16 protein-coding genes and 1 tRNA gene are annotated in these 18,737 nt (G+C 58.7%); 6 read left to right on the top strand and 11 right to left on the bottom strand.

What is annotated here, in order from left to right; genetic code table 11:
• Nucleotides 1-2 precede the first annotated feature (2 nt).
• The 8 genes from AB5Y67_RS00990 to tadA all read right to left on the bottom strand — a co-directional run bounded on the left by AB5Y67_RS00990 (nt 3) and on the right by tadA (nt 9,685).
• The gene (locus AB5Y67_RS00990; protein ID WP_199428059.1) at nt 3-905 is read right to left on the bottom strand and encodes a homocysteine S-methyltransferase family protein; all 903 of its coding nucleotides are present in this window, start codon (nt 903-905) and stop codon (nt 3-5) included.
• 293 nt (nt 906-1,198) lie between these two features.
• Complete coding sequence (locus tag AB5Y67_RS00995; protein WP_064338280.1) at nt 1,199-1,744, bottom strand: hypothetical protein; 546 nt, start codon at nt 1,742-1,744, stop codon at nt 1,199-1,201.
• A gap of 19 nt (nt 1,745-1,763) precedes the next feature.
• Nucleotides 1,764-3,083: a hemolysin family protein gene (locus AB5Y67_RS01000; protein ID WP_005334094.1), complete on the bottom strand. Its 1,320-nt coding sequence runs from the start codon at nt 3,081-3,083 to the stop codon at nt 1,764-1,766.
• A 190-nt stretch (nt 3,084-3,273) separates the two neighbouring features.
• Nucleotides 3,274-3,984, bottom strand: coding sequence for a phosphate signaling complex protein PhoU (phoU, locus tag AB5Y67_RS01005; protein ID WP_005334097.1), 711 nt, complete (start codon nt 3,982-3,984; stop codon nt 3,274-3,276).
• Nucleotides 3,985-4,069: 85 nt separating this feature from the next.
• Nucleotides 4,070-4,888, bottom strand: coding sequence for a phosphate ABC transporter ATP-binding protein PstB (gene pstB / locus AB5Y67_RS01010; RefSeq protein WP_005334102.1), 819 nt, complete (start codon nt 4,886-4,888; stop codon nt 4,070-4,072).
• 133 nt (nt 4,889-5,021) lie between these two features.
• Nucleotides 5,022-6,671 (bottom strand): phosphate ABC transporter permease PstA, encoded by a 1,650-nt coding sequence (gene pstA, locus AB5Y67_RS01015; RefSeq protein ID WP_019446688.1) that lies wholly within the window; start codon nt 6,669-6,671, stop codon nt 5,022-5,024.
• 32 nt (nt 6,672-6,703) lie between these two features.
• A complete protein-coding gene (locus AB5Y67_RS01020; protein ID WP_201906323.1) occupies nt 6,704-8,941 on the bottom strand; it encodes an ABC transporter permease subunit in 2,238 nt (745 codons plus the stop codon).
• A gap of 204 nt (nt 8,942-9,145) precedes the next feature.
• Nucleotides 9,146-9,685: a tRNA adenosine(34) deaminase TadA gene (tadA, locus tag AB5Y67_RS01025; RefSeq protein WP_103250562.1), complete on the bottom strand. Its 540-nt coding sequence runs from the start codon at nt 9,683-9,685 to the stop codon at nt 9,146-9,148.
• A 255-nt stretch (nt 9,686-9,940) separates the two neighbouring features.
• Here tadA and AB5Y67_RS01030 point away from each other — a divergent pair.
• The 4 genes from AB5Y67_RS01030 to aceA all read left to right on the top strand — a co-directional run bounded on the left by AB5Y67_RS01030 (nt 9,941) and on the right by aceA (nt 14,063).
• Nucleotides 9,941-10,017, top strand: a tRNA-Pro gene (locus AB5Y67_RS01030).
• Nucleotides 10,018-10,240: 223 nt separating this feature from the next.
• Nucleotides 10,241-10,381, top strand: a complete 141-nt coding sequence (locus tag AB5Y67_RS01035) for a hypothetical protein (RefSeq protein WP_005334106.1) — start codon at nt 10,241-10,243, stop codon at nt 10,379-10,381.
• A 687-nt stretch (nt 10,382-11,068) separates the two neighbouring features.
• Complete coding sequence (aceB, locus tag AB5Y67_RS01040; protein ID WP_199428057.1) at nt 11,069-12,676, top strand: malate synthase A; 1,608 nt, start codon at nt 11,069-11,071, stop codon at nt 12,674-12,676.
• Nucleotides 12,677-12,749: 73 nt separating this feature from the next.
• A complete protein-coding gene (gene aceA, locus AB5Y67_RS01045; protein ID WP_088869417.1) occupies nt 12,750-14,063 on the top strand; it encodes an isocitrate lyase in 1,314 nt (437 codons plus the stop codon).
• Between the two features lie 107 nt (nt 14,064-14,170).
• Here aceA and hda read toward each other — a convergent pair whose 3' ends face one another.
• The 3 genes from hda to upp form a co-directional block, all read right to left on the bottom strand.
• On the bottom strand, nt 14,171-14,872 hold the full coding sequence (gene hda / locus AB5Y67_RS01050; protein ID WP_013723920.1) for a DnaA inactivator Hda: 702 nt from the start codon (nt 14,870-14,872) through the stop codon (nt 14,171-14,173).
• A 102-nt stretch (nt 14,873-14,974) separates the two neighbouring features.
• Nucleotides 14,975-15,994, bottom strand: a complete 1,020-nt coding sequence (locus tag AB5Y67_RS01055) for a DUF2066 domain-containing protein (RefSeq protein ID WP_199428056.1) — start codon at nt 15,992-15,994, stop codon at nt 14,975-14,977.
• A 150-nt stretch (nt 15,995-16,144) separates the two neighbouring features.
• Nucleotides 16,145-16,771 (bottom strand): uracil phosphoribosyltransferase, encoded by a 627-nt coding sequence (upp, locus tag AB5Y67_RS01060; RefSeq protein ID WP_005334115.1) that lies wholly within the window; start codon nt 16,769-16,771, stop codon nt 16,145-16,147.
• 176 nt (nt 16,772-16,947) lie between these two features.
• Between upp and purM the strand changes: the two genes are divergently transcribed.
• The gene (gene purM, locus AB5Y67_RS01065) at nt 16,948-17,985 is read left to right on the top strand and encodes a phosphoribosylformylglycinamidine cyclo-ligase (protein WP_042080181.1); all 1,038 of its coding nucleotides are present in this window, start codon (nt 16,948-16,950) and stop codon (nt 17,983-17,985) included.
• Nucleotides 17,982-18,620 carry a phosphoribosylglycinamide formyltransferase gene (gene purN, locus AB5Y67_RS01070; RefSeq protein WP_144712512.1) on the top strand — a complete coding sequence of 213 codons (639 nt, stop codon included), beginning with the start codon at nt 17,982-17,984 and terminating at the stop codon, nt 18,618-18,620. Before purM ends, purN begins: the two co-directional genes overlap by 4 nt.
• Nucleotides 18,621-18,737 lie beyond the last annotated feature (117 nt).

An 18,737-nucleotide genomic window follows, 5' to 3' on the forward strand; every position in this document is an offset into this window, starting at 1 on the left:
CCTTAGCGCAGCCGGCTGCTCAGCGCCTGAATATGCTCGGGGCCGATACCGCAGCAACCGCCGATCAAATTCGCCCCGGCCGCACGCCAGCGCTCGGCCCAGCCGAGATAATCCAGCGGCCCCAGATCGGCGCGGATCTCGTCCAGCCCGTCGTTGGCGGTGGCCTCCTTGGGTTGCGGCGGGAAGGCGTTGGCATAGGCACCGAGCCGGATGTCGCTGCGACCCTTTGCCTGCAACGCGGCACTTGCCACCTTGAGCGCCCCCTCAATCACCTCGGGCTGACAGCAGTTGAACAGGATGGCATCGACTCCGGCCGCCACTAACGTGGTCACCGCATCAGCCACCCGCTCGCCGGAACGCAGTCGCGGCTCGTTGCCCGGCGCCTCATCTTCCAGCGTGAAGGAGACCCAGAACGGCTTGCCATCGTCAGGCAATAGCGCTTTCAAGGCCAGTGGCTCGGCAATCAGGCTCATGGTCTCGGCCAGCCAGATATCCACATAAGGGGATAGCGCCCGGATAAGCGGCGTCGCCAGCTCGCTCACCCTGTCCGCCTTGAACAAATCGGCACGGTAGGAGCCAAAGAGCGGTGGCAGAGAACCCGCCACCTGCACGGCGCCCTTCTGCTCGTCAGCCACTTCGCGGGCCAGCTGACCGGCCAGCGCCGCCAACCCCTCCCCTTCGGCAAAGAAACGCTCATCGCCGATATGAAACGGCACCAGTGCATAGCTGTTGGTAGTAATGACCCGAGCTCCGCTCGCCACATAGGCCTGATGCACATCACGCACCGTCTCTGGCGCCTCCATCAAGGCCAGCGCCGACCACTCGGGTTGACGAAACGGTGCCCCCCGCCGTGCCAACTCGCGCCCCATGCCCCCATCCAGCACCCACAATTCCCTGGTTTCCATCTGTCGTGTCTCTTTGTTTTATGCGTTGTTTATTTGCGTATTTATCTGTTTGTTTTGTTGATCTGCGGTTTCACGCTGAATCGCTGCAGATCGTCCTGCTTCATCCTGGGAAGCCCTTTTATTATGCAGCCATAAAAACATATGGATGTTTAGATGGCCAAAACAAGATAAAACAAAGTGCCACGGGCGGCAATCAGTATCAGCAGAAATCAGCGTGCAAACGGCGAGGCAAACGCAGAAATGCAAGAGGCCACCCGAAGGTGGCCTCATCACAATCTTGATCCGCTGGCAGTTTAACGCCCGGCCAGCACTCGCTTGATCTGTTTGACCCAGTCGGAGACCCGACCCTGCTGCGGCAGGCCACGCCAGATCTGCTCCCACTGGGCAGGGCTGAGCGGACGACCGAGGCGACGCTGCACACCCGCATAGAGGTAGTCATGGGCCGTGGTGGCCGCATGCTCGGAGGTGAGGAATTTGGAGACCGGATCGGTCAACCGCACATCCCGCATGCCGAGCAGCGGATAGTCATTGTGCACCGCTGCCAGCATGGTCTCGCGCATGGCAGACTCGATGTAGCCACGGGCAAACAGGGCAGTCACAGACTCCAGCGACCCCTGATCCGGGCCATGATACTGCTCATCAAAGACCGGGCTCGGTTCGGCCATGCCGCTTTGTACCACCGCATCGGGATCCGGCTGCGGCACGACTACAGCAGGCTTGGGGGCAACCGGCTTGGCTGCCACTGTGGCTTTGCGCGGCGCACTCTGACTACAGGCACCAAGTGCCAGGGCGAGCGCGACACAGGCCAGCGCACGGGAATGAGACTGCATCATCTTCATGACTCTTATGTCGCTCCTTTTACGATTCCTGAGCAGGCTTCTCGGCCACAGCCGGTTCGACCCGGGTAACCAGCAGCTGATCAATCTTGTAACTGTCGATATCCACCACTTCGAACTTGTAACCGGCGTATTTGACCGAGTCAGTGCGCTTGGGGATCTTGCGCAGCATATACATGATAAAGCCGGCGATGGTCTCGTAGTTCTGGTTCTCGGGGAACTCTTCGATATCGAAGGCGCGCATCACGTCGGAGATGGGGGTAACCCCGTCCACCAGCCAGGAGTTTTCGTCGCGCTGGACGATCTGCTCTTCCACCACGTGGGTGGCCCACTCACCCATGACGGTGCTCATCAGGTCGTTCATGGTGACAATCCCCACCACCAGCGCGTACTCGTTCATCACCACGGCAAAGTCACCACGATGATTCTTGAAGTACTCCATCGCCTCATAGAGGTTCAGGGTATCGGGGATGATGATGACGTTCTGCACCAGGTTGCCACCGATCAGGTCGATGCTCTGGCCGCCGATAACGCGGATCAGCAACTCTTTGGCATCGACAAAGCCCTTGATGCTGTCGAGGTTGTGGTCACAGACCAGAAACTTGTTGTGGGGATGTTCGGCGATCTTCGCCTTGATGCTCTCTTCACTCTCTTGCAGGGTGAAGTAGATGAGGCTCTCGCGGGCCGTCATGGCAGAGGTGACACCAAGGGACTGCAACTCGAATACGTTCTCGATGAGCTGATGCTCCTCGCGCTGGATAACCCCCGCCTCGGCACCGGCATCCATCACCGCATAGATATCGTCGGAGGTGATCTCGTCGTTACGCACGGTGGAGACACGCATCAGACGGAACAGGGAGTTGGCCAATCCGTTGAAGACCCACACCAGCGGCATCAGCACGGTGACGAAGAAGAGCATGGGGCGCACCACCACCACGGCAATCTGCTCGGGCATGGTCATAGCCAGACGCTTGGGCATCAGATCGGCGATCAGGATAAACATGCCGGTGACGAACACGAAGGAGGCACCGGAGCTGATCTCGCCAAGCCAGGGCCCTTGGTAGAACTGGGAGACAATCCCCTTGATGGCGGGGTTGAGGGCAGACTCACCCAGGATACCGCCCAGAATGGCGACGGTATTGAGGCCAATCTGCACCACGGTGAAAAAGTTGCCCGGCTGGGCCTGCAGGGCCAGCACCTTTTCGGCCTGGCGATTACCTTCATCCGCCATCACCTGCAATTTGATTTTGCGAGACGCGGCGAGAGAGATCTCGGAGAGGGAGAAGAACACACTGCCGCCAACCAGCAGCATTAAAAAGAACAAACTATCGGCAAAACTCATGATTAACCTATTGCTACACCCGCCTTAGCACAAGACGGCAAACTGGGCCCGGGAGACCGGACCGTGAGCCCATCCGGGACTCACACAGGGGGAGTATTCTATCAGAAAACAGCCAGTTGGGGGCTTTATCTTACTCCGACCAGTTATGCAACAAAAAAGGCGCTTCACGCGCCTTTTTATTCACTTCCGGTTAGCCCTTGCCCAGCAAGGTGCCCAGATCGTCCGCCTTGGTATGGCGCACATCCTTGCCTTTCACGTAGTAGACGATGTACTCGCAGATGTGCTGGCAGCGATCGCCGACCCGCTCGATGGCACGCGCCGCCCACAGGACGTTGAGCACCTGGGGGATGGTGCGGGGATCTTCCATCATATAAGTCATCAGCTCGCGAATGATGGACTCGTACTCGCGGTCGACCTTGTCATCTTCCTTGTAGACCGCCAGCGCCGCATCCAGATCCATGCGGGCGAAGGCGTCGAGCACATCGTGCAGCATCTTGATGGTGCGACGGCCCATGTTCTCCAGCGACACCAGCGGCGGCTGCGGCTTGTTGGCGTTGTCGGTCAGCATGCGGGCGATCTTGTCGGCCACATCGCCAATGCGCTCCAGATCGGTGATTGTCTTGATGATGGCCATCACCAGTCGCAGGTCGGAGGCAGTCGGCTGACGCTTGGCGATGATGCGGGTGCACTCCTCGTCGATCGCCACTTCCATCGCGTTGACCTTGTGGTCGTTGGCCACGATCTTGCGCGCCGCATCGAGATCCTGATCGTGGATCGCCGCGATGGCGTCGGTGAGCTGCTGCTCCACCAGACCGCCCATCACCAGCACCTGGTTGCGCACGCTCTCTAGCTCGGCATTGAACTGACCGGAGATGTGTTTATTGAGGTTCATATTGTCCATACAAATAATCCTTGATTGCTCCGATTATGCCTTAGCCGTTGAACCGACTGCCAATCTGTTTGCTGAGATTCATCCTCTCCTCTCCTTAGCCGTAACGACCGGTAATGTAATCTTCGGTCTTTTTCTTGGCCGGGGTGGTGAAAATGGTGTTGGTATCCGAGTACTCGATAAGCTCGCCCATATACATAAAGGCGGTCTGATCCGACACGCGCGCAGCCTGTTGCATGTTGTGGGTCACGATCACCACGGTGAACTGGCTCTTGAGCTCGTTGATCAGCTCCTCGATGGTGAGGGTAGAGATGGGATCGAGTGCCGAGGTCGGTTCATCGAGCAGCAACACTTCCGGCTCGATGGCGATGGCACGGGCAATCACCAGACGCTGCTGCTGACCACCGGAGAGACCGAAGGCGTTGTCATGCAGACGATCCTTCACCTCGTCCCACAGGGCCGCACCGCGCAGGGAGCGCTCGGCGGCCTCATCCAAGGTGCGGCGATCGTTGATCCCCTGCAGGCGCAGACCATAGACCACGTTTTCGTAGATGGACTTGGGGAACGGGTTCGGGCGCTGGAACACCATGCCCACCTGACGGCGCAGGGCGGAAACATCGACGCTCTTGTCATAGATGTTGTGGCCGTGCAGTTGAATTTCCCCCTCGATGCGGCAGATCTCCACCAGATCGTTCATCCGGTTGATGCAGCGCAGCAGGGTCGATTTGCCACAGCCTGACGGGCCGATAAAGGCGGTCACCTGCCCTTTGGGGATCTTCATGTTGACGTTGAACAACGCCTGCTTGCTGCCGTAGTACAGGTTGAGATCCTTCACCTCCAGCGCGGTCTGCTCCGGGGTCAGGTTGAGCAGGTCCAGCGCGGTGTGCTGGGTAGACGTGGTCGTTACGTTGATCATCTGTTACCTCAAAATCAATCTGGAGTGGCCGGACTGCTGCCGGCGCCCCTCACGTATTGGTGCAGAGAGATGGCGGCTCGCGCTCGGCCGCCCCTCTGTTATCTCACTCTTGTATCACTCATGCGGCGCCGGATTAATGCTCCAGCGACCGGAATTTCTCGCGCAAGTGGTTACGAATACCGATAGCGGTCAGGTTCAGACCCACGATCACCGTCACCAGCAGGAAGGAGGTGGCGTAGACCAGCGGGCGGGCCGCCTCGACGTTGGGGCTCTGGAAGCCGACGTCATAGATGTGGAAGCCCAGGTGCATGAACTTGCGCTCCACATGCAGATACGGGAAGTTGCCATCCATCGGCAGGGTCGGTGCCAGTTTCACCACCCCCACAAGCATCAGTGGCGCCACTTCACCGGCTGCACGGGCAATCGCCAGAATAAGGCCGGTCATGATGGCCGGGCTCGCCATCGGCAGCACGATGCGCCACAGGGTCTCGGCCTGGGTGGCGCCCAGTGCCAACGAGCCCTGACGGATGGTGCTCGGGATCCGCGCCAGCCCCTCCTCGGTGGAGACGATCACCACCGGCAGGGTCAGGATGGCCAGGGTCAGCGCCGACCAGATCACGCCGGGTGAGCCAAAGGTCGGGCTCGGCAGCGCTTCCGGGTAGAACAGCTGATCCAGCGAACCGCCGAGAGTGTAGACGAAGAAGCCCAGACCAAACACGCCGTAGACGATGGAGGGCACGCCCGCCAGGTTGATCACCGCGATGCGGATGATCTTGGTCAGGCTGTTCTTGCCCGCATATTCGTGCAGGTAGACTGCCGCTACCACCCCCAGCGGGGTCACGATGATCGCCATCAGGAACACCATGAAGACGGTGCCGAAGATGGCCGGGAACACCCCACCCTCGGTGTTGGCTTCACGGGGATCGTCAGAGACGAACTTGCCGATCTGGTGGAACCAGTGACCCACCTTGGCCAGCAGGCTCATGTCGTTGGGCCATACCACGTCCAGTACCTTGGACATCGGCATGGTCACCAGCTCGCCACGCATATCCTTGACGGTGATGGCGTCGCGGTCCGCTTGGCTACGCAGTGAGAAGAGCTCTTTTTCCAGCACCTGATAGCGATCGTTGAGGGCCTGACGCTCGCTGGCCAATTCGGCTTTGAGCTGATCGGTCAGCTTGTCATCCAGCTCGGCCTTGCGCTCTTTCAGGCGCAGCCGCTCCAGTTGATAGTTGATGCTGCCGATGTCCCCTTTTTGCAGATCGTTGGCCTGTTCTGAAAGGGCATTGGCTCGCGCCAGCACCCGCTGCAGGGCAGGATGCAGATCAGAGGTGAGCTCGCGGCCATCCTCTTTCACCCCGACGATATAGCCATAGAAGTTGCCGTTGGTGGCACGCTCAACCATGGCCAGCTCGGCTGGCTGGCTCTGGGACTTGATGTCCGTCTCCAGCACCCAGCGAAAATCGAGGTCAACGAACTCGCGGTTGCCGGTCTTGACCAGATAGCGGGTCAGCAGCTCGCGCTCTTCCCCTTCCAGTGGCAGACCTGCAGCGCGCAGTCGCTCCACCGGAACCTGCTCGCGATCGTTGATTTCGCCGATCAGTACGCTCTTGTTGCCACTGGCGTCTTCCAACTGCCACTCATAGATGGGGTGGGGCCAGAAGTAGACCAGACCACGCCAGCCGATCAGCAGCAGCAGACCCAGTACCGCTACCAGACTCAGGCTGACGGCACCGCCGGTCATCCAGATCCAGGGGGCCCCTGATTTAAACCACTTACCCATTGTCGATTCCTTGTCCATTACAGAGTCGCCCCTTACATCGAGCTGTATTTTTCACGCAACCGCTGACGGACAAACTCGGCCAGGGTGTTGAACAAAAAGGTGAACACAAACAGGACGAAGGCCGCGAGGAACAGTACCCGATAGTGGGAGCTGCCCACTTCCGATTCCGGCATCTCCACCGCGATGTTGGCGGCGAGGGTGCGCAGCCCCTGGAACATGGAGAAGTCCATGATTGGGGTGTTGCCGGTAGCCATCAGCACGATCATGGTCTCGCCCACGGCGCGGCCAAGGCCCATCATCACCGCCGAGAAGATGCCCGGGCTGGCCGTGAGGATCACCACCCGGCTCAGGGTCTGCCACGGGGTGGCCCCCAGCGCCAGCGAGCCCTGGGTCAGGTGCTTGGGCACCGAGAAGACAGCATCTTCAGCGATGGAGAAGATGGTGGGGATGACCGCAAAGCCCATGGCGATACCGACCACCAGCGAGTTGCGCTGGTCAAACTTGATGCCCATTTCGTGAGTCAGCCAGATGCGCGAATCGCCGTGCATAAAAGCATTCTCGATGAGCGGGCTCAGGGCGAAGGCCCCCCAGCCAATCAGCAGCAGCACCGGGATCAGCAGGATGGCGTGCCACCCCTCCGGCAGCAAGGACTTGCCGCGCTCCGGCAGATAGTTCCAGAGCAATGCAGTCAGCAACATCCCCATCGGCAGCAATATCAGCAGCAGGATCACCCCGGGCAACGCACCCTCGATGATCGGCGCCAGCCACAGACCCGCCAGGAAGCCCAAGATAACAGTCGGCAGCGCCGCCATGATCTCGACCGTCGGCTTGACGTATTTGCGCAGCCCCGCCGACATGAAGTAGGCGGTATAGATGGCACCGGCCACGCCGAGCGGCACAGCAAACACCATGGCGTAGAAAGAGGCTTTCAGAGTACCGAAGACCAGCGGCACCAAACTCAGCTTGGCTTCAAAGTCGTTGCTGGCGGAGGTGGATTGCCACACATACTGGGGCTCCGGATACCCTTCGTACCACACCTGTTGCCATAGGGCAGACCAGGTCACTTCGGGGTGCTCGTTCTCCACCGAGAAGAGCTTGAAGGTATTCCCTTGCTGCATCAGCAACAGGTTGTGACGGGGGGAGATGGCCAGAGCAGAGAGTTCGCCCCCTTCCACCGTCTCGGTCAACAGCTTGGTCTCGCCGGTGGCGTGGAAGAAGCTGATGATGCCGTCCTTGTCGGCACTGATGAAGCCTTTGCGAAAGTGCTCGGGAGTCAGCAGATCTACCGCGCCATCACCCTTGAAGTCACGAATTTGGGTGAACTGGCGTTTGCCATCCTTCGCCACTTCGAACCACTGGGAAATCACACCGTTGTCATTACCCACCAGCAGTGAAGAGGCGCCGGAGAGCAGCTGAACCCGGGTCACATTGGCGTTGGGGGCATTGATCTCCAGCACGTTGCGCAGGGATATTTCGCTCAGGTTATGAATGTCATAGACGGAGAGGCGATTGCCCTCGCGCACGAACAGGATCCGCAGATTGGGGGTCAGCAACATCTGATCCACATGGCGCGGCAGGGAGGGAATCGTATAGTTTTCACTGCTCCACTCAATCTCCCCGGAGATGAAATTCTCCTCACCGCTCATCACCGTCATCACACCACGACCATCTTCGGTCACGGCGGCGGTCGCCATCTTGTCCTTGGTGGCTTCGAACACCATCAGTTGCAGTGCCTTCCCTTGCGGGTCGATCACCACAGGCTCTTCGCCGAAGGGATATTGCAGGCTGGGCTCAATCACCCGCACATCGTTGGGATAGGAAACCTTGAACGCTGGCTGGACGACCTGCGCCTTGCCATCGGCAAAGCCGTAGGCGATCAGCCGCTGGCCAGGTGCCGGGGTCGCTACCGTGGTGATGTCACCAGCAACCTGGGCCTGACCCAGTGACTGGCCGACCTTGATCTTGTCATCTCCCTGCACCGCAAAGAAGTTGACCTGCCCTTTATCGCTGAAGCGATAGCCGATCTCGTTCTGCTCTTCCACGCCGAGCCAGGCGGTCTTCCCTGCGGCAGGCAGGGTAAACGAGGCGGTCGGCTCCATGGAGGCGCCATTGAAGATGGGTTTCACCACATAGAGCAGATAAAAGAAGATAAGCAGCAGCGCCACCAGTACCAGGGCTCCGCCTGTGGTGACGCCATATTTGGCCAATTTATCCTTGATCCGGCGTTTTCTACTGCCCGCCATGACCAGGTTTAACGATTCCGATGACATGCAAGACCTCAATGTAAGCTAGGCTTCGCGGCATTATATGGCGGTTGCATGACAGTTTTGTTACATCGAGAACGCTTTAACAGAGGTTGTTAGCGGAAAAATGGGCGGGGATCCCTTCGAAGGCGGGCGAGCGTAATATATTGTTTATAAAGGGATATTTATGCTGATAATCAGCAAGGGCAGCCTGCGCTGCCCCCGAATGATTCAGGAAAGGGTATCGTTTGATTGTTGCAGCGCCAGTTTGGCCGCCTTTTTCTCGGCGCGACGGCGCTTGAAGAAGGCCGACAACTGGGCCGAGCAGGCATCGGCCAGCACACCGCCGGTCAGCTCGACGCTGTGATTGTGGCGCGGGTCCTGCAAGATCTCGAACACCGATCCCGCGGCACCGGTCTTGAGGTCTCGGGCGCCGTAAACCACCCGCTTGACCCGGCTATGGATCAGCGCACCGGCACACATACAGCAGGGCTCCAGCGTCACATAAAGAGTGGTGTCGAGCAGCCGGTAGTTCGCCAGCTGCTTGCCCGCCGCCCGGATTGCCATCACCTCGGCATGAGCACAAGCGTCGTGTTCGCTGATGGAGCGGTTCCACCCCTCGCCCACCACCTGACCATCCAGCACCAGTACGGCACCGACCGGGATCTCGCCAATCCCTTCGGCCCGGGCAGCCAATGCCATGGCATGGCGCATCCACTGTTCGTCCTGCTCGGTCTGACTCGGTGTCTCTGGGACCTCTGATGGTTTCACGCCCATCCCCTCTTTATATTGTTCAATTGTGCAGTTTGCATTCCAGCTATCCATAACTGTCAGATAATTCCATAGATAGCTGGCATGATAGCTCGCGGTGACAGGGCGGCGATTATGCCAAATCTGCACGTCAGACCCAAGCCACATCCCGACTGAGCAATAAAGAAGCAATCGGCATCTCTATGATAAAAAAGGAGTTGCACCCGTTTGGCCATGCTATTAGACTTCCTCCCCGTCAGCCGAGTCTGACTCCGTCGGTGTGTAGCGCAGCCAGGTAGCGCATCTGCATGGGGTGTAGAGGGTCGGAGGTTCGAATCCTCTCACACCGACCATTTTCCCCGAGAATAGCCCAGTCAAACGACTGGGCTATTTTTTTGCCTCCGATTTATCCTCCTGACGATGCCTACCTATCAAGCACAAAAAACACTCAGAACCACTTGAATCTTTTTGCCGAACTCATTAAGATGCGCAACTTTCCGCCGGTAGACAACACAGGGAGGTGGAAACACGAGTGAAGGGATCACTGTCCGGCTTGCGTGCAACACAGGACCAGGCATGAACCAGAACACCGATTTCGCACCCGCCATTACGCTTTATTCCGTTCCTCACGACACCCCTTGCCACACCGAAAGCGAAAATGAACAGGTCATCCAGCTGGATGTGATCGATCTGGCCGAACCGGATGATGACTATTGAGCTCGGCCAGATGGCCGCTCATCACCAGCACATCGCCTGTTCAACGCTCTCCGTTTCAGGCCCTTGGCGAGAAATCTGCAAAAAAAGACAAACTGCTAGTTCTATCAAGGATGGCAGTATTATTGACTGATGTATCTCCCCCTTTCCTCCCCGGCATTCCCCCCGACAACTGATACAAACCTACGTTATTGCACTTCACTTTCCATCGCTGCAACCGCTGGTGCCAACAGAGCCTGCATCACCACGCCAAGTTTAAAACGCACGTTCACCAATCAGGTCTAGCATTAGCAAAACATTCATTGCCACATTCAAACGCGCTTTATACGGCTGTTTTGGCAAAGCCTGGAGTTAGGTCGGGATTTGTTTTTGCATTTGTAATTTTATTACGTAATAAGTTACAAAATAAGGGGCAGGGTAACGGCCCAAATTAGCCGTTGTCCGATGGGAAAAAGCAGGAGCATAACCATCTGCGTAGAGCTTTTATACCAATCCAATAAAACAATAAAAAACATCAACTTAACCATATCGAAAAAACAGGCGTTTAAAAAAAACTGTTGACGTATTCAACAATATTTCGCACCTTATCAATCGTGTTACCCCGTTGTTGCGGGAACGTTTCAGGAACAGGGATTCGACTTTAGTCGTAGTTAGTAAGTTCAAAATGTAATTCTCAAAGGAGTGAACCTTATGTCGGCACCGGCTCAGACCCACTGCAGCGCCCGCCTTCGCATCCAGGGCGAGATGCTACCCGAATACGCGCAAATTCTGACGCCGGACGCGGTAGCTCTGGTCTCCGAACTGGTGGAACGTTTTGCTCCCCAAAGAGGGGAATTGCTGAAACAACGTGTGGCACGCCAGGCCCGTATCGATGGCGGCGAGCTGCCGGACTTCCTGCCGGAAACCGCCCACATCCGTGAAGGTGACTGGACCATTCGCGGCATTCCCGCCGACCTGCAAGACCGCCGTGTGGAGATCACAGGCCCGGTCGAGCGCAAGATGGTGATCAACGCCCTCAACGCCAACGTCAAGGTGTTCATGGCGGATTTCGAGGATTCACTGGCCCCCGCCTGGAATAAGGTGATCGAGGGTCAAATCAACCTGCGCGATGCGGTCAACGAGACCATTTCTTACACCAGTCCGGAAGGAAAGGCTTATACCCTGACCCCCAATCCGGCCGTCCTCATCTGCCGGGTACGCGGTCTGCACCTGCCGGAAAAACATGTCACCTTCGATGGCGAGCCCATCCCCGGCGGCCTGTTCGATTTTGCTCTCTACTTCCTGCACAACTATCAGGCGCTGCTGGCCAAAGGCTCGGGCCCCTACTTCTACGTGCCCAAGTTGCAGAGCCATCTGGAAGGGCGCTGGTGGAGCGAGGTATTCGCCTGGACCGAGGACAAGTTCGGCCTGCCCCGCGGCACCATCAAGGCCACCGTGCTGATTGAAACCCTGCCAGCCGTATTCGAGATGGATGAGCTGCTCTATCAAATGAAGGATCACATCGTCGCCCTCAACTGCGGCCGCTGGGACTACATCTTCAGCTACATCAAAACCTTGAAGAACCATCCGGATCGCGTCCTGCCCGACCGTCAGGTGGTGACCATGGACAAGCCGTTCCTTTCCGCCTACTCGCGGCTGCTGATCAAGACCTGCCACAAGCGCGGTGCGCTGGCGATGGGTGGCATGGCCGCCTTTATTCCGGCCAAGGACGCGGCCGTCAACGAGCAGGTCTTCGCCAAGGTCAAGGCCGACAAGGAGCGCGAAGCCAACAACGGCCACGACGGTACCTGGGTCGCCCACCCTGGCCTCGCTGATACCGCCATGGCGGTGTTCAACGCCACCATTGCGGCTGGCGCCAAGAACCAGATCGGCGTGCTGCGCGAGCAGGATGCCCCCATCACCGCCGCCGACCTGCTGGCCCCCTGTGAGGGCGAGCGGACCGAAGCAGGGATGCGCACCAATATCCGGGTTGCCCTGCAATATCTGGAGGCCTGGATCAACGGCAACGGCTGCGTGCCCATCTACGGTCTGATGGAAGATGCCGCCACCGCCGAGATCTCCCGTACCTCCATCTGGCAGTGGATCCGCCACGGCAAGAGCCTGTCGAATGGCAAGGTGGTGACCAAGGAGCTGTTCCGCCAGATGCTGGCCGAGGAGCTGGAGGTGGTCAAAGCCGAGGTGGGCGCCGCACGCTGGCAGGCAGGACGCTTTGCCGAGGCAAGCGAACTGATGGAAGAGATCACCTGCGCCGATACCCTGATCGATTTTCTGACGCTGCCCGGTTACGAGCGGCTCTGAATCACGGGCCCCCAGCGGGGCTCGCCAATAACAAGTCAATGGAAACGTGAAATCAATGAAAGAGGGAACTGATATGGCACTGACCCGTGAGCAACAGATCCAGGCTATCGAGAAAGACTGGGCGGAAAACCCCCGCTGGAAAGGGATCAAGCGCGGCTACAGCGCCGAAGATGTGGTGAATCTGCGCGGCAGCTTGCAGCCGGTGCACACCCTGGCCCAGCGTGGAGCCGACAAGCTGTGGGGTCTGATCCACGGCGACGCCAAGAAAGGCTATGTCAACTGCCTCGGCGCCCTGACCGGTGGTCAGGCAGTACAGCAGGCCAAGGCGGGGATCGAGGCGATCTACCTCTCCGGCTGGCAGGTGGCGGCGGACAACAACTTGTCCTCCACCATGTATCCGGATCAGTCCCTCTACCCGGCCAACTCGGTACCGTCCGTGGTGGAGCGCATCAACAACTCCTTCGCCCGTGCCGACCAGATCCAGTGGGCCAACAAGGTTGGGCCGCAGGATGAGGGCTTTATCGACTACTTCCTGCCGATCGTGGCCGATGCTGAAGCCGGTTTCGGCGGTGTGCTGAACGCCTTCGAACTGATGAAGGGGATGATTGAAGCGGGCGCCGCCGGCGTGCACTTCGAAGATCAGCTGGCATCAGTCAAGAAGTGCGGTCATATGGGCGGCAAGGTGCTGGTACCGACTCAGGAAGCAGTGCAGAAGCTGGTTGCTGCCCGTCTGGCAGCCGATGTGTGCGGCACCACCACCCTGGTGATCGCCCGTACCGACGCCAACGCCGCTGACCTGTTGACCACCGACGCCGACCCGTACGATGCAGACTTCCTGACTGGCGAGCGCACAGCTGAAGGGTTCTACAAGGTGCGTGCCGGTATCGATCAGGCCATCGCTCGCGGTCTGGCTTACGCCCCCTACGCCGACATGGTGTGGTGTGAAACCGCCAAGCCGGATCTGGACGAAGCGCGTAAATTTGCCGAAGCGATCAAGGCCAAGTTCCCGGATCGCATCCTGGCCTACAACTGCTCCCCGAGCTTCAACTGGAAGAAAAATCTGGACGATGCCACCATCGCCCGCTTCCAGCAGGCGCTCTCCGATATGGGCTACAAGTACCAGTTCATCACCCTCGCGGGTATCCACAACATGTGGTTCCACATGTACGAGCTGGCCTACCAGTACGCCCGTGGCGAAGGGATGAAGCACTACGTCGAGATGGTGCAGGAGCCAGAATTTGCCGCCGCCAGCCGTGGCTACACCTTCGTGGCCCACCAGCAGGAGGTCGGTACCGGTTACTTTGACAAGGTGACCACCGTGATTCAGGGTGGCCAATCCTCGGTGACCGCACTGACCGGCTCTACCGAAGAAGATCAGTTCCACTGATAGACAGAGCCCCCTTGAGATAGCAAAACCCCGGCCTGATGCCGGGGTTTCTTTTTATCTGTAATTCAAACGAAAGTCAGGCGCACAACCGCACACAGTCGAGAGGCTCAGAGCTCGAGGATCTCTTTGACAAAGGGAATGGTCAGCTTGCGCTTGGCGCGAAATGAGGCGTTGTCGAGCTGATTGAGGGTGGTGAGCAGGGTGCGCATATCGCGGGAGAGTCGGTTGAGCAGGAAGCGGCCCACATCGATGGGCAGTTTGAAGCCCCGCAGCTCGGCACGCAGCTGCAGGGCACTGAGCTTGCCTTCGTCATCCAGCTCTTCGAGATGGAAACTCACCCCCCAGTCAAGGCGCGAGGCGAGATCCGGCAGTTGCAGCCCCAGTTTGCGCGGCGCGCTGCAGCCAGTGACCACCAGCGTCCCCTCGCCCTTCTCCTGCCAGCGATTGTAAAAGTCGAACAGGGCCCGCTCCCACACGGCATTGCCGGCGATGGCTTCGAGACTGTCGAGACAGACCAGTGGCAGGCTTTCGAGGGCATCGAGCATGCTGGGATCGAGCTGTTCGAACTGATCGAGGGAGAGATAGGCCGCCGCCGCATCGCGGGCGTTGACCTCGGCACAAGTGGCGTGGAGCAGATGAGAGCGTCCGGATCCCTTGGCTCCCCAGAAATAGAGGAAAGGCGATCCCTGACCGATGGCCGCGTTTTTGAGGGCGGTGATCAGATGAGCATTGTTGCCGGGATAAAAACTGACGAAGGTTTCATCATCCGGTAGTTGTACGGCTAAAGACAGTTGGGCCGGTTGCTTCACTCGTTGGGCTTTGACTGTGACATTTGTGGCTAAGTGTATCATCGCAAAGGCAGATAGAGAACCGCCCGGACAAGCCGGGCGGTCTACAAAAGCCTTATAAAATCAGGGCTGCGACCATTGGTAACGCAAACCGCTGCCATTATCGTCAACCTTGCGCAAACGACTCTCAAGCTGCAGTGCCCGCACCAGTTCGGCCTGATCCCCTTGCAGGGTAAAGTTGAAGGTGACCTGGTCCCCCTCCAGCTTGCCGATCGCCACCTTGCTGACGTTGGCCATCCCCTGCAGCATCTTCTGCACGGCGATCATGCTGTCCACTTCGGAGAGGCCATCCACCACCAGGGTCTGGCTGGTTGCCGGACCCGAAATGCGGGCACCATAGTTTTTCACCAGCCAGGCCGCCAGGGTATCGGCAAACCCTTGCGCCACTTCGGCCTGAGAGCCGGTGCTATTGCCACGGGTCAGCTCGGTCACTTCACCGGCCGCTTTGGGGCCGTAGAGTCCCCAATCGATGCTCCACTTGTCACCTTCAGGAGTCAGTTTGCCCAGCACCACCATCTCGGCGCCATAGCGCTGGCTTGCCTGCAAAATCGGGTCGGCAAAGCGTCCCCAGACGTCGGTGGCACTGACAGCCATGTTGTCATCGAGATCCATCAGCGGAATGCTGATGGGTAGCCCCAGCGTCTGGGCCTGCTCGCGCAAGGCTTGCGCCCAACCATCGCTGGATTGATCCGCCAGCAGGCGACGCTCCCCCTGATCCACCACCAGCCAGATGGCCATTTGGGGACGAGCCGGGCCAAGCAGGGCAAACTGGCTCTCGGAAACCAGGCTGTTGACCTTGTCACTCTTGAACTCGGCTTTCAGATACTTGACGGAGTCCTGATCCTGATAACCATAGCTTTTGACATAGTCGCCCGGGGCCGCCAGCGCCTTGACCACCACCGGCTGGGTGAGGATGTCACGCTTGCCGGTCACCTTGATCAGCACCTGACCCAGTGCCTGCCCCTGAGCGGCCACCATGTCACCACTGGTCGGGGCCTTGCCCTGATAGAGGTCGGTCACCTGAGCGGCCGAGGCCATGAATGACAAGCCGCAGCAGAGGGCGGTCACAACACTTTTGAACATGAACAGAGTCTCGAAATGGGAGAGTGTGCTTATGGTAGCGGCAAGGCGCATCCTGCGGCAAGGCTGGCACAAGCGGCCACAAACAGCAGAGCCGGCGATGCGCCGGCTCCGATCACCCCTTCCACATGGGAAGCGGGTCAAGGCATTAACTTATTTGGTACCGAAGATCTTGTCGCCTGCATCGCCCAGACCCGGCACGATGTAGCCTTTCTCGTTCAGCCCCTGGTCGACAGAAGCGCAATAGAGCTCTACGTCAGGGTGAGCGGCTTCCAGCGCCTTGATCCCTTCCGGCGCGGCAACCAGTACCAGCACCTTGATGGATTGGCAGCCTTTCTTCTTCAGCAGATCGATAGTGGCGATCATGGAACCACCGGTGGCCAGCATCGGATCGATGACCAGCGCCAGACGCTCTTCGATGTTGCTGACGATCTTTTCGAAATAGGGAACCGGTTGCAGGGTCTCTTCATCACGGTAGATACCGACCACGCTGACGCGGGCGCTCGGCATGTGCTCCAGCACACCATCCATCATGCCAAGGCCGGCACGCAGGATAGGTACGACGGTTACCTTCTTGCCTTTGATCTGGTCAACTTCTACTGGCCCATTCCAGCCATCGATGATAACCTTCTCGGTTTCGAAGTCAGAGGTCGCTTCATAGGTCAACAAACTGCCCACTTCTTTGGCCAGTTCACGGAAACGCTTGGTGCTGATATCGCCTTCACGCATCAGACCGATCTTGTGTTTGACCAGGGGGTGTTTGACTTCAACGACTTTCATTATTATCTCCTCTAACCTGCCGCAAAAAAATCGCGGAATCATACAACAAAAGCCACCGCTTGTAGAGCATTTCCGCGCAAAAACGCGCAAACGATTTCCTTTCTGGTTTTTCACCGCCACTGTTAGAATACGCCCCGAATTTTACCCTCCACTTCTTTACATGACGGGGAATACTCGTGACTGACAAAACCTCACTGAGCTACAAGGATGCTGGCGTAGATATCGATGCCGGCAATGCACTGGTTGAACGTATCAAGGGCGTGTCAAAGCGCACTCGTCGTCCTGAAGTCCTTGGTGGTCTTGGCGGCTTTGGGGCCTTGTGTCAAATCCCTGCGGGCTACAAGGAGCCGGTACTGGTCTCCGGTACCGATGGTGTGGGCACCAAGCTGCGGCTGGCCATCGACCTGAAGAAGCACGACACCGTGGGCATCGATTTGGTGGCCATGTGCGTCAATGACCTGATCGTACAGGGCGCCGAGCCGCTGTTCTTCCTCGACTACTATGCGACCGGCAAGCTGGACGTGGACACCGCGGCCGCGGTAGTCACCGGGATCGGTGCCGGTTGCGAGCAATCAGGCTGTGCCCTGGTGGGCGGCGAGACCGCCGAGATGCCGGGTATGTATGAAGGGGAAGACTACGACATCGCCGGTTTCTGCGTCGGTGTGGTGGAGAAGAGCGAAATCATCGACGGCAGCAAGGTCGGTGAAGGGGATGCCCTGATCGCCCTGGCCGCCAGCGGCCCTCACTCCAACGGCTTCTCCCTGATCCGTAAAATTCTGGAAGTCTCCAAAGCCGACGTGCATCAGCCGCTGGGTGACCGCACCCTCGCAGATGCCTTGCTGGAGCCGACCCGCATCTATGTGAAACCTGTGCTCAAGCTCATCAAGGAGTGCGAGATCCACGCCCTGTCCCACATCACAGGTGGCGGCTTCTGGGAGAACATCCCCCGCGTATTGCCTGCCAATACTCAAGCGGTGATCGACGAGCAGAGCTGGCAGTGGCCGGCGGTGTTCAGCTGGCTGCAGCAGGCTGGCAACGTCACCCGTCACGAGATGTATCGCACCTTCAACTGCGGTGTCGGCATGATCATCGCCCTGCCCGCCAACCAGCTGGAGAAGGCGCTGACCCTGCTAAAGGCGGAAGGCGAGAACGCATGGCACATCGGTCATATCGCCAAGGCAGCAGACGGTGAGGAGCAGGTCGTCATCAAATGATGCGGATCCTCGTCCTAATCTCTGGCAGCGGCAGCAACCTGCAGGCGATCCTCGACCACTGCGCCAGCGGCAAGATTGCCGGTGAAGTGGTCGGCGTTATCAGCAACAAGGCCGATGCCTATGGTCTGGTTCGCGCCAAAGAAGCAGACGTGGCGACCTCCATTCTGGCCCAGCAGCAGTTCGCCAGCCGGGAGGAGTATGACGCCGCCCTGCTGGCGCTGATGGCAGACTATCAGCCGGATCTGGTGGTGCTGGCCGGGTTTATGCGGATATTGAGCGGCGATCTGGTGCGCCATTTCGCCGGCAGGATGATCAATATCCACCCCTCCCTGCTGCCCAAGTATCAGGGCCTGCACACCCACCAGCGCGCCATAGATGCCGGTGACAGTGAACACGGCGCCAGCGTCCACTTCGTCACCGAAGAGCTGGACGGTGGCCCGGTGATCCTGCAGGCCCGCGTGCCCATCTTTGAAGGGGACACGGCGGACGAGGTAGCGGCACGGGTACAGGCGCAGGAGCACAGCATCTACCCGCTGGTGGTGCGCTGGTTCTGCGAAGGCAGGCTGCAAATGGTAGACGGCGCCGTGCAACTGGATGGCGCCCTGCTGGGCCCCGCTGGTTACGCCTGCGAGTAATCGCTGACAACTGCATGTCAGAAAAAACAAGGGAGGCTTAGGCCTCCCTTGTCATTTCTATCTACCACACGATGGCTTAGGTCAGGTCCGATGACGCCGCTACGCGGCCAAGCGACC

It is taken from the genome of Aeromonas sp. s12 (assembly GCF_040907925.1).
GTDB classification, from domain to species: domain Bacteria; phylum Pseudomonadota; class Gammaproteobacteria; order Enterobacterales; family Aeromonadaceae; genus Aeromonas; species Aeromonas veronii.

Excerpts from the sequence above, each read along its gene's own strand:
- purN (WP_144712512.1), top strand. The coding sequence starts at position 17,982 with ATGATGCGGATCCTCGTCCTAATCTCTGGCAGCGGCAGCAACCTGCAG.
- aceA (WP_088869417.1), top strand. The coding sequence starts at position 12,750 with ATGGCACTGACCCGTGAGCAACAGATCCAGGCTATCGAGAAAGACTGG.
- AB5Y67_RS01035 (WP_005334106.1), top strand. The coding sequence starts at position 10,241 with ATGAACCAGAACACCGATTTCGCACCCGCCATTACGCTTTATTCCGTT.
- AB5Y67_RS01020 (WP_201906323.1), bottom strand. The coding sequence starts at position 8,941 with ATGTCATCGGAATCGTTAAACCTGGTCATGGCGGGCAGTAGAAAACGC.
- AB5Y67_RS01055 (WP_199428056.1), bottom strand. The coding sequence starts at position 15,994 with ATGTTCAAAAGTGTTGTGACCGCCCTCTGCTGCGGCTTGTCATTCATG.
- AB5Y67_RS01000 (WP_005334094.1), bottom strand. The coding sequence starts at position 3,083 with ATGAGTTTTGCCGATAGTTTGTTCTTTTTAATGCTGCTGGTTGGCGGC.
- aceB (WP_199428057.1), top strand. The coding sequence starts at position 11,069 with ATGTCGGCACCGGCTCAGACCCACTGCAGCGCCCGCCTTCGCATCCAG.
- AB5Y67_RS00995 (WP_064338280.1), bottom strand. The coding sequence starts at position 1,744 with ATGAAGATGATGCAGTCTCATTCCCGTGCGCTGGCCTGTGTCGCGCTC.
- pstB (WP_005334102.1), bottom strand. The coding sequence starts at position 4,888 with ATGATCAACGTAACGACCACGTCTACCCAGCACACCGCGCTGGACCTG.
- upp (WP_005334115.1), bottom strand. The coding sequence starts at position 16,771 with ATGAAAGTCGTTGAAGTCAAACACCCCCTGGTCAAACACAAGATCGGT.
- phoU (WP_005334097.1), bottom strand. The coding sequence starts at position 3,984 with ATGGACAATATGAACCTCAATAAACACATCTCCGGTCAGTTCAATGCC.
- pstA (WP_019446688.1), bottom strand. The coding sequence starts at position 6,671 with ATGGGTAAGTGGTTTAAATCAGGGGCCCCCTGGATCTGGATGACCGGC.
- AB5Y67_RS00990 (WP_199428059.1), bottom strand. The coding sequence starts at position 905 with ATGGAAACCAGGGAATTGTGGGTGCTGGATGGGGGCATGGGGCGCGAG.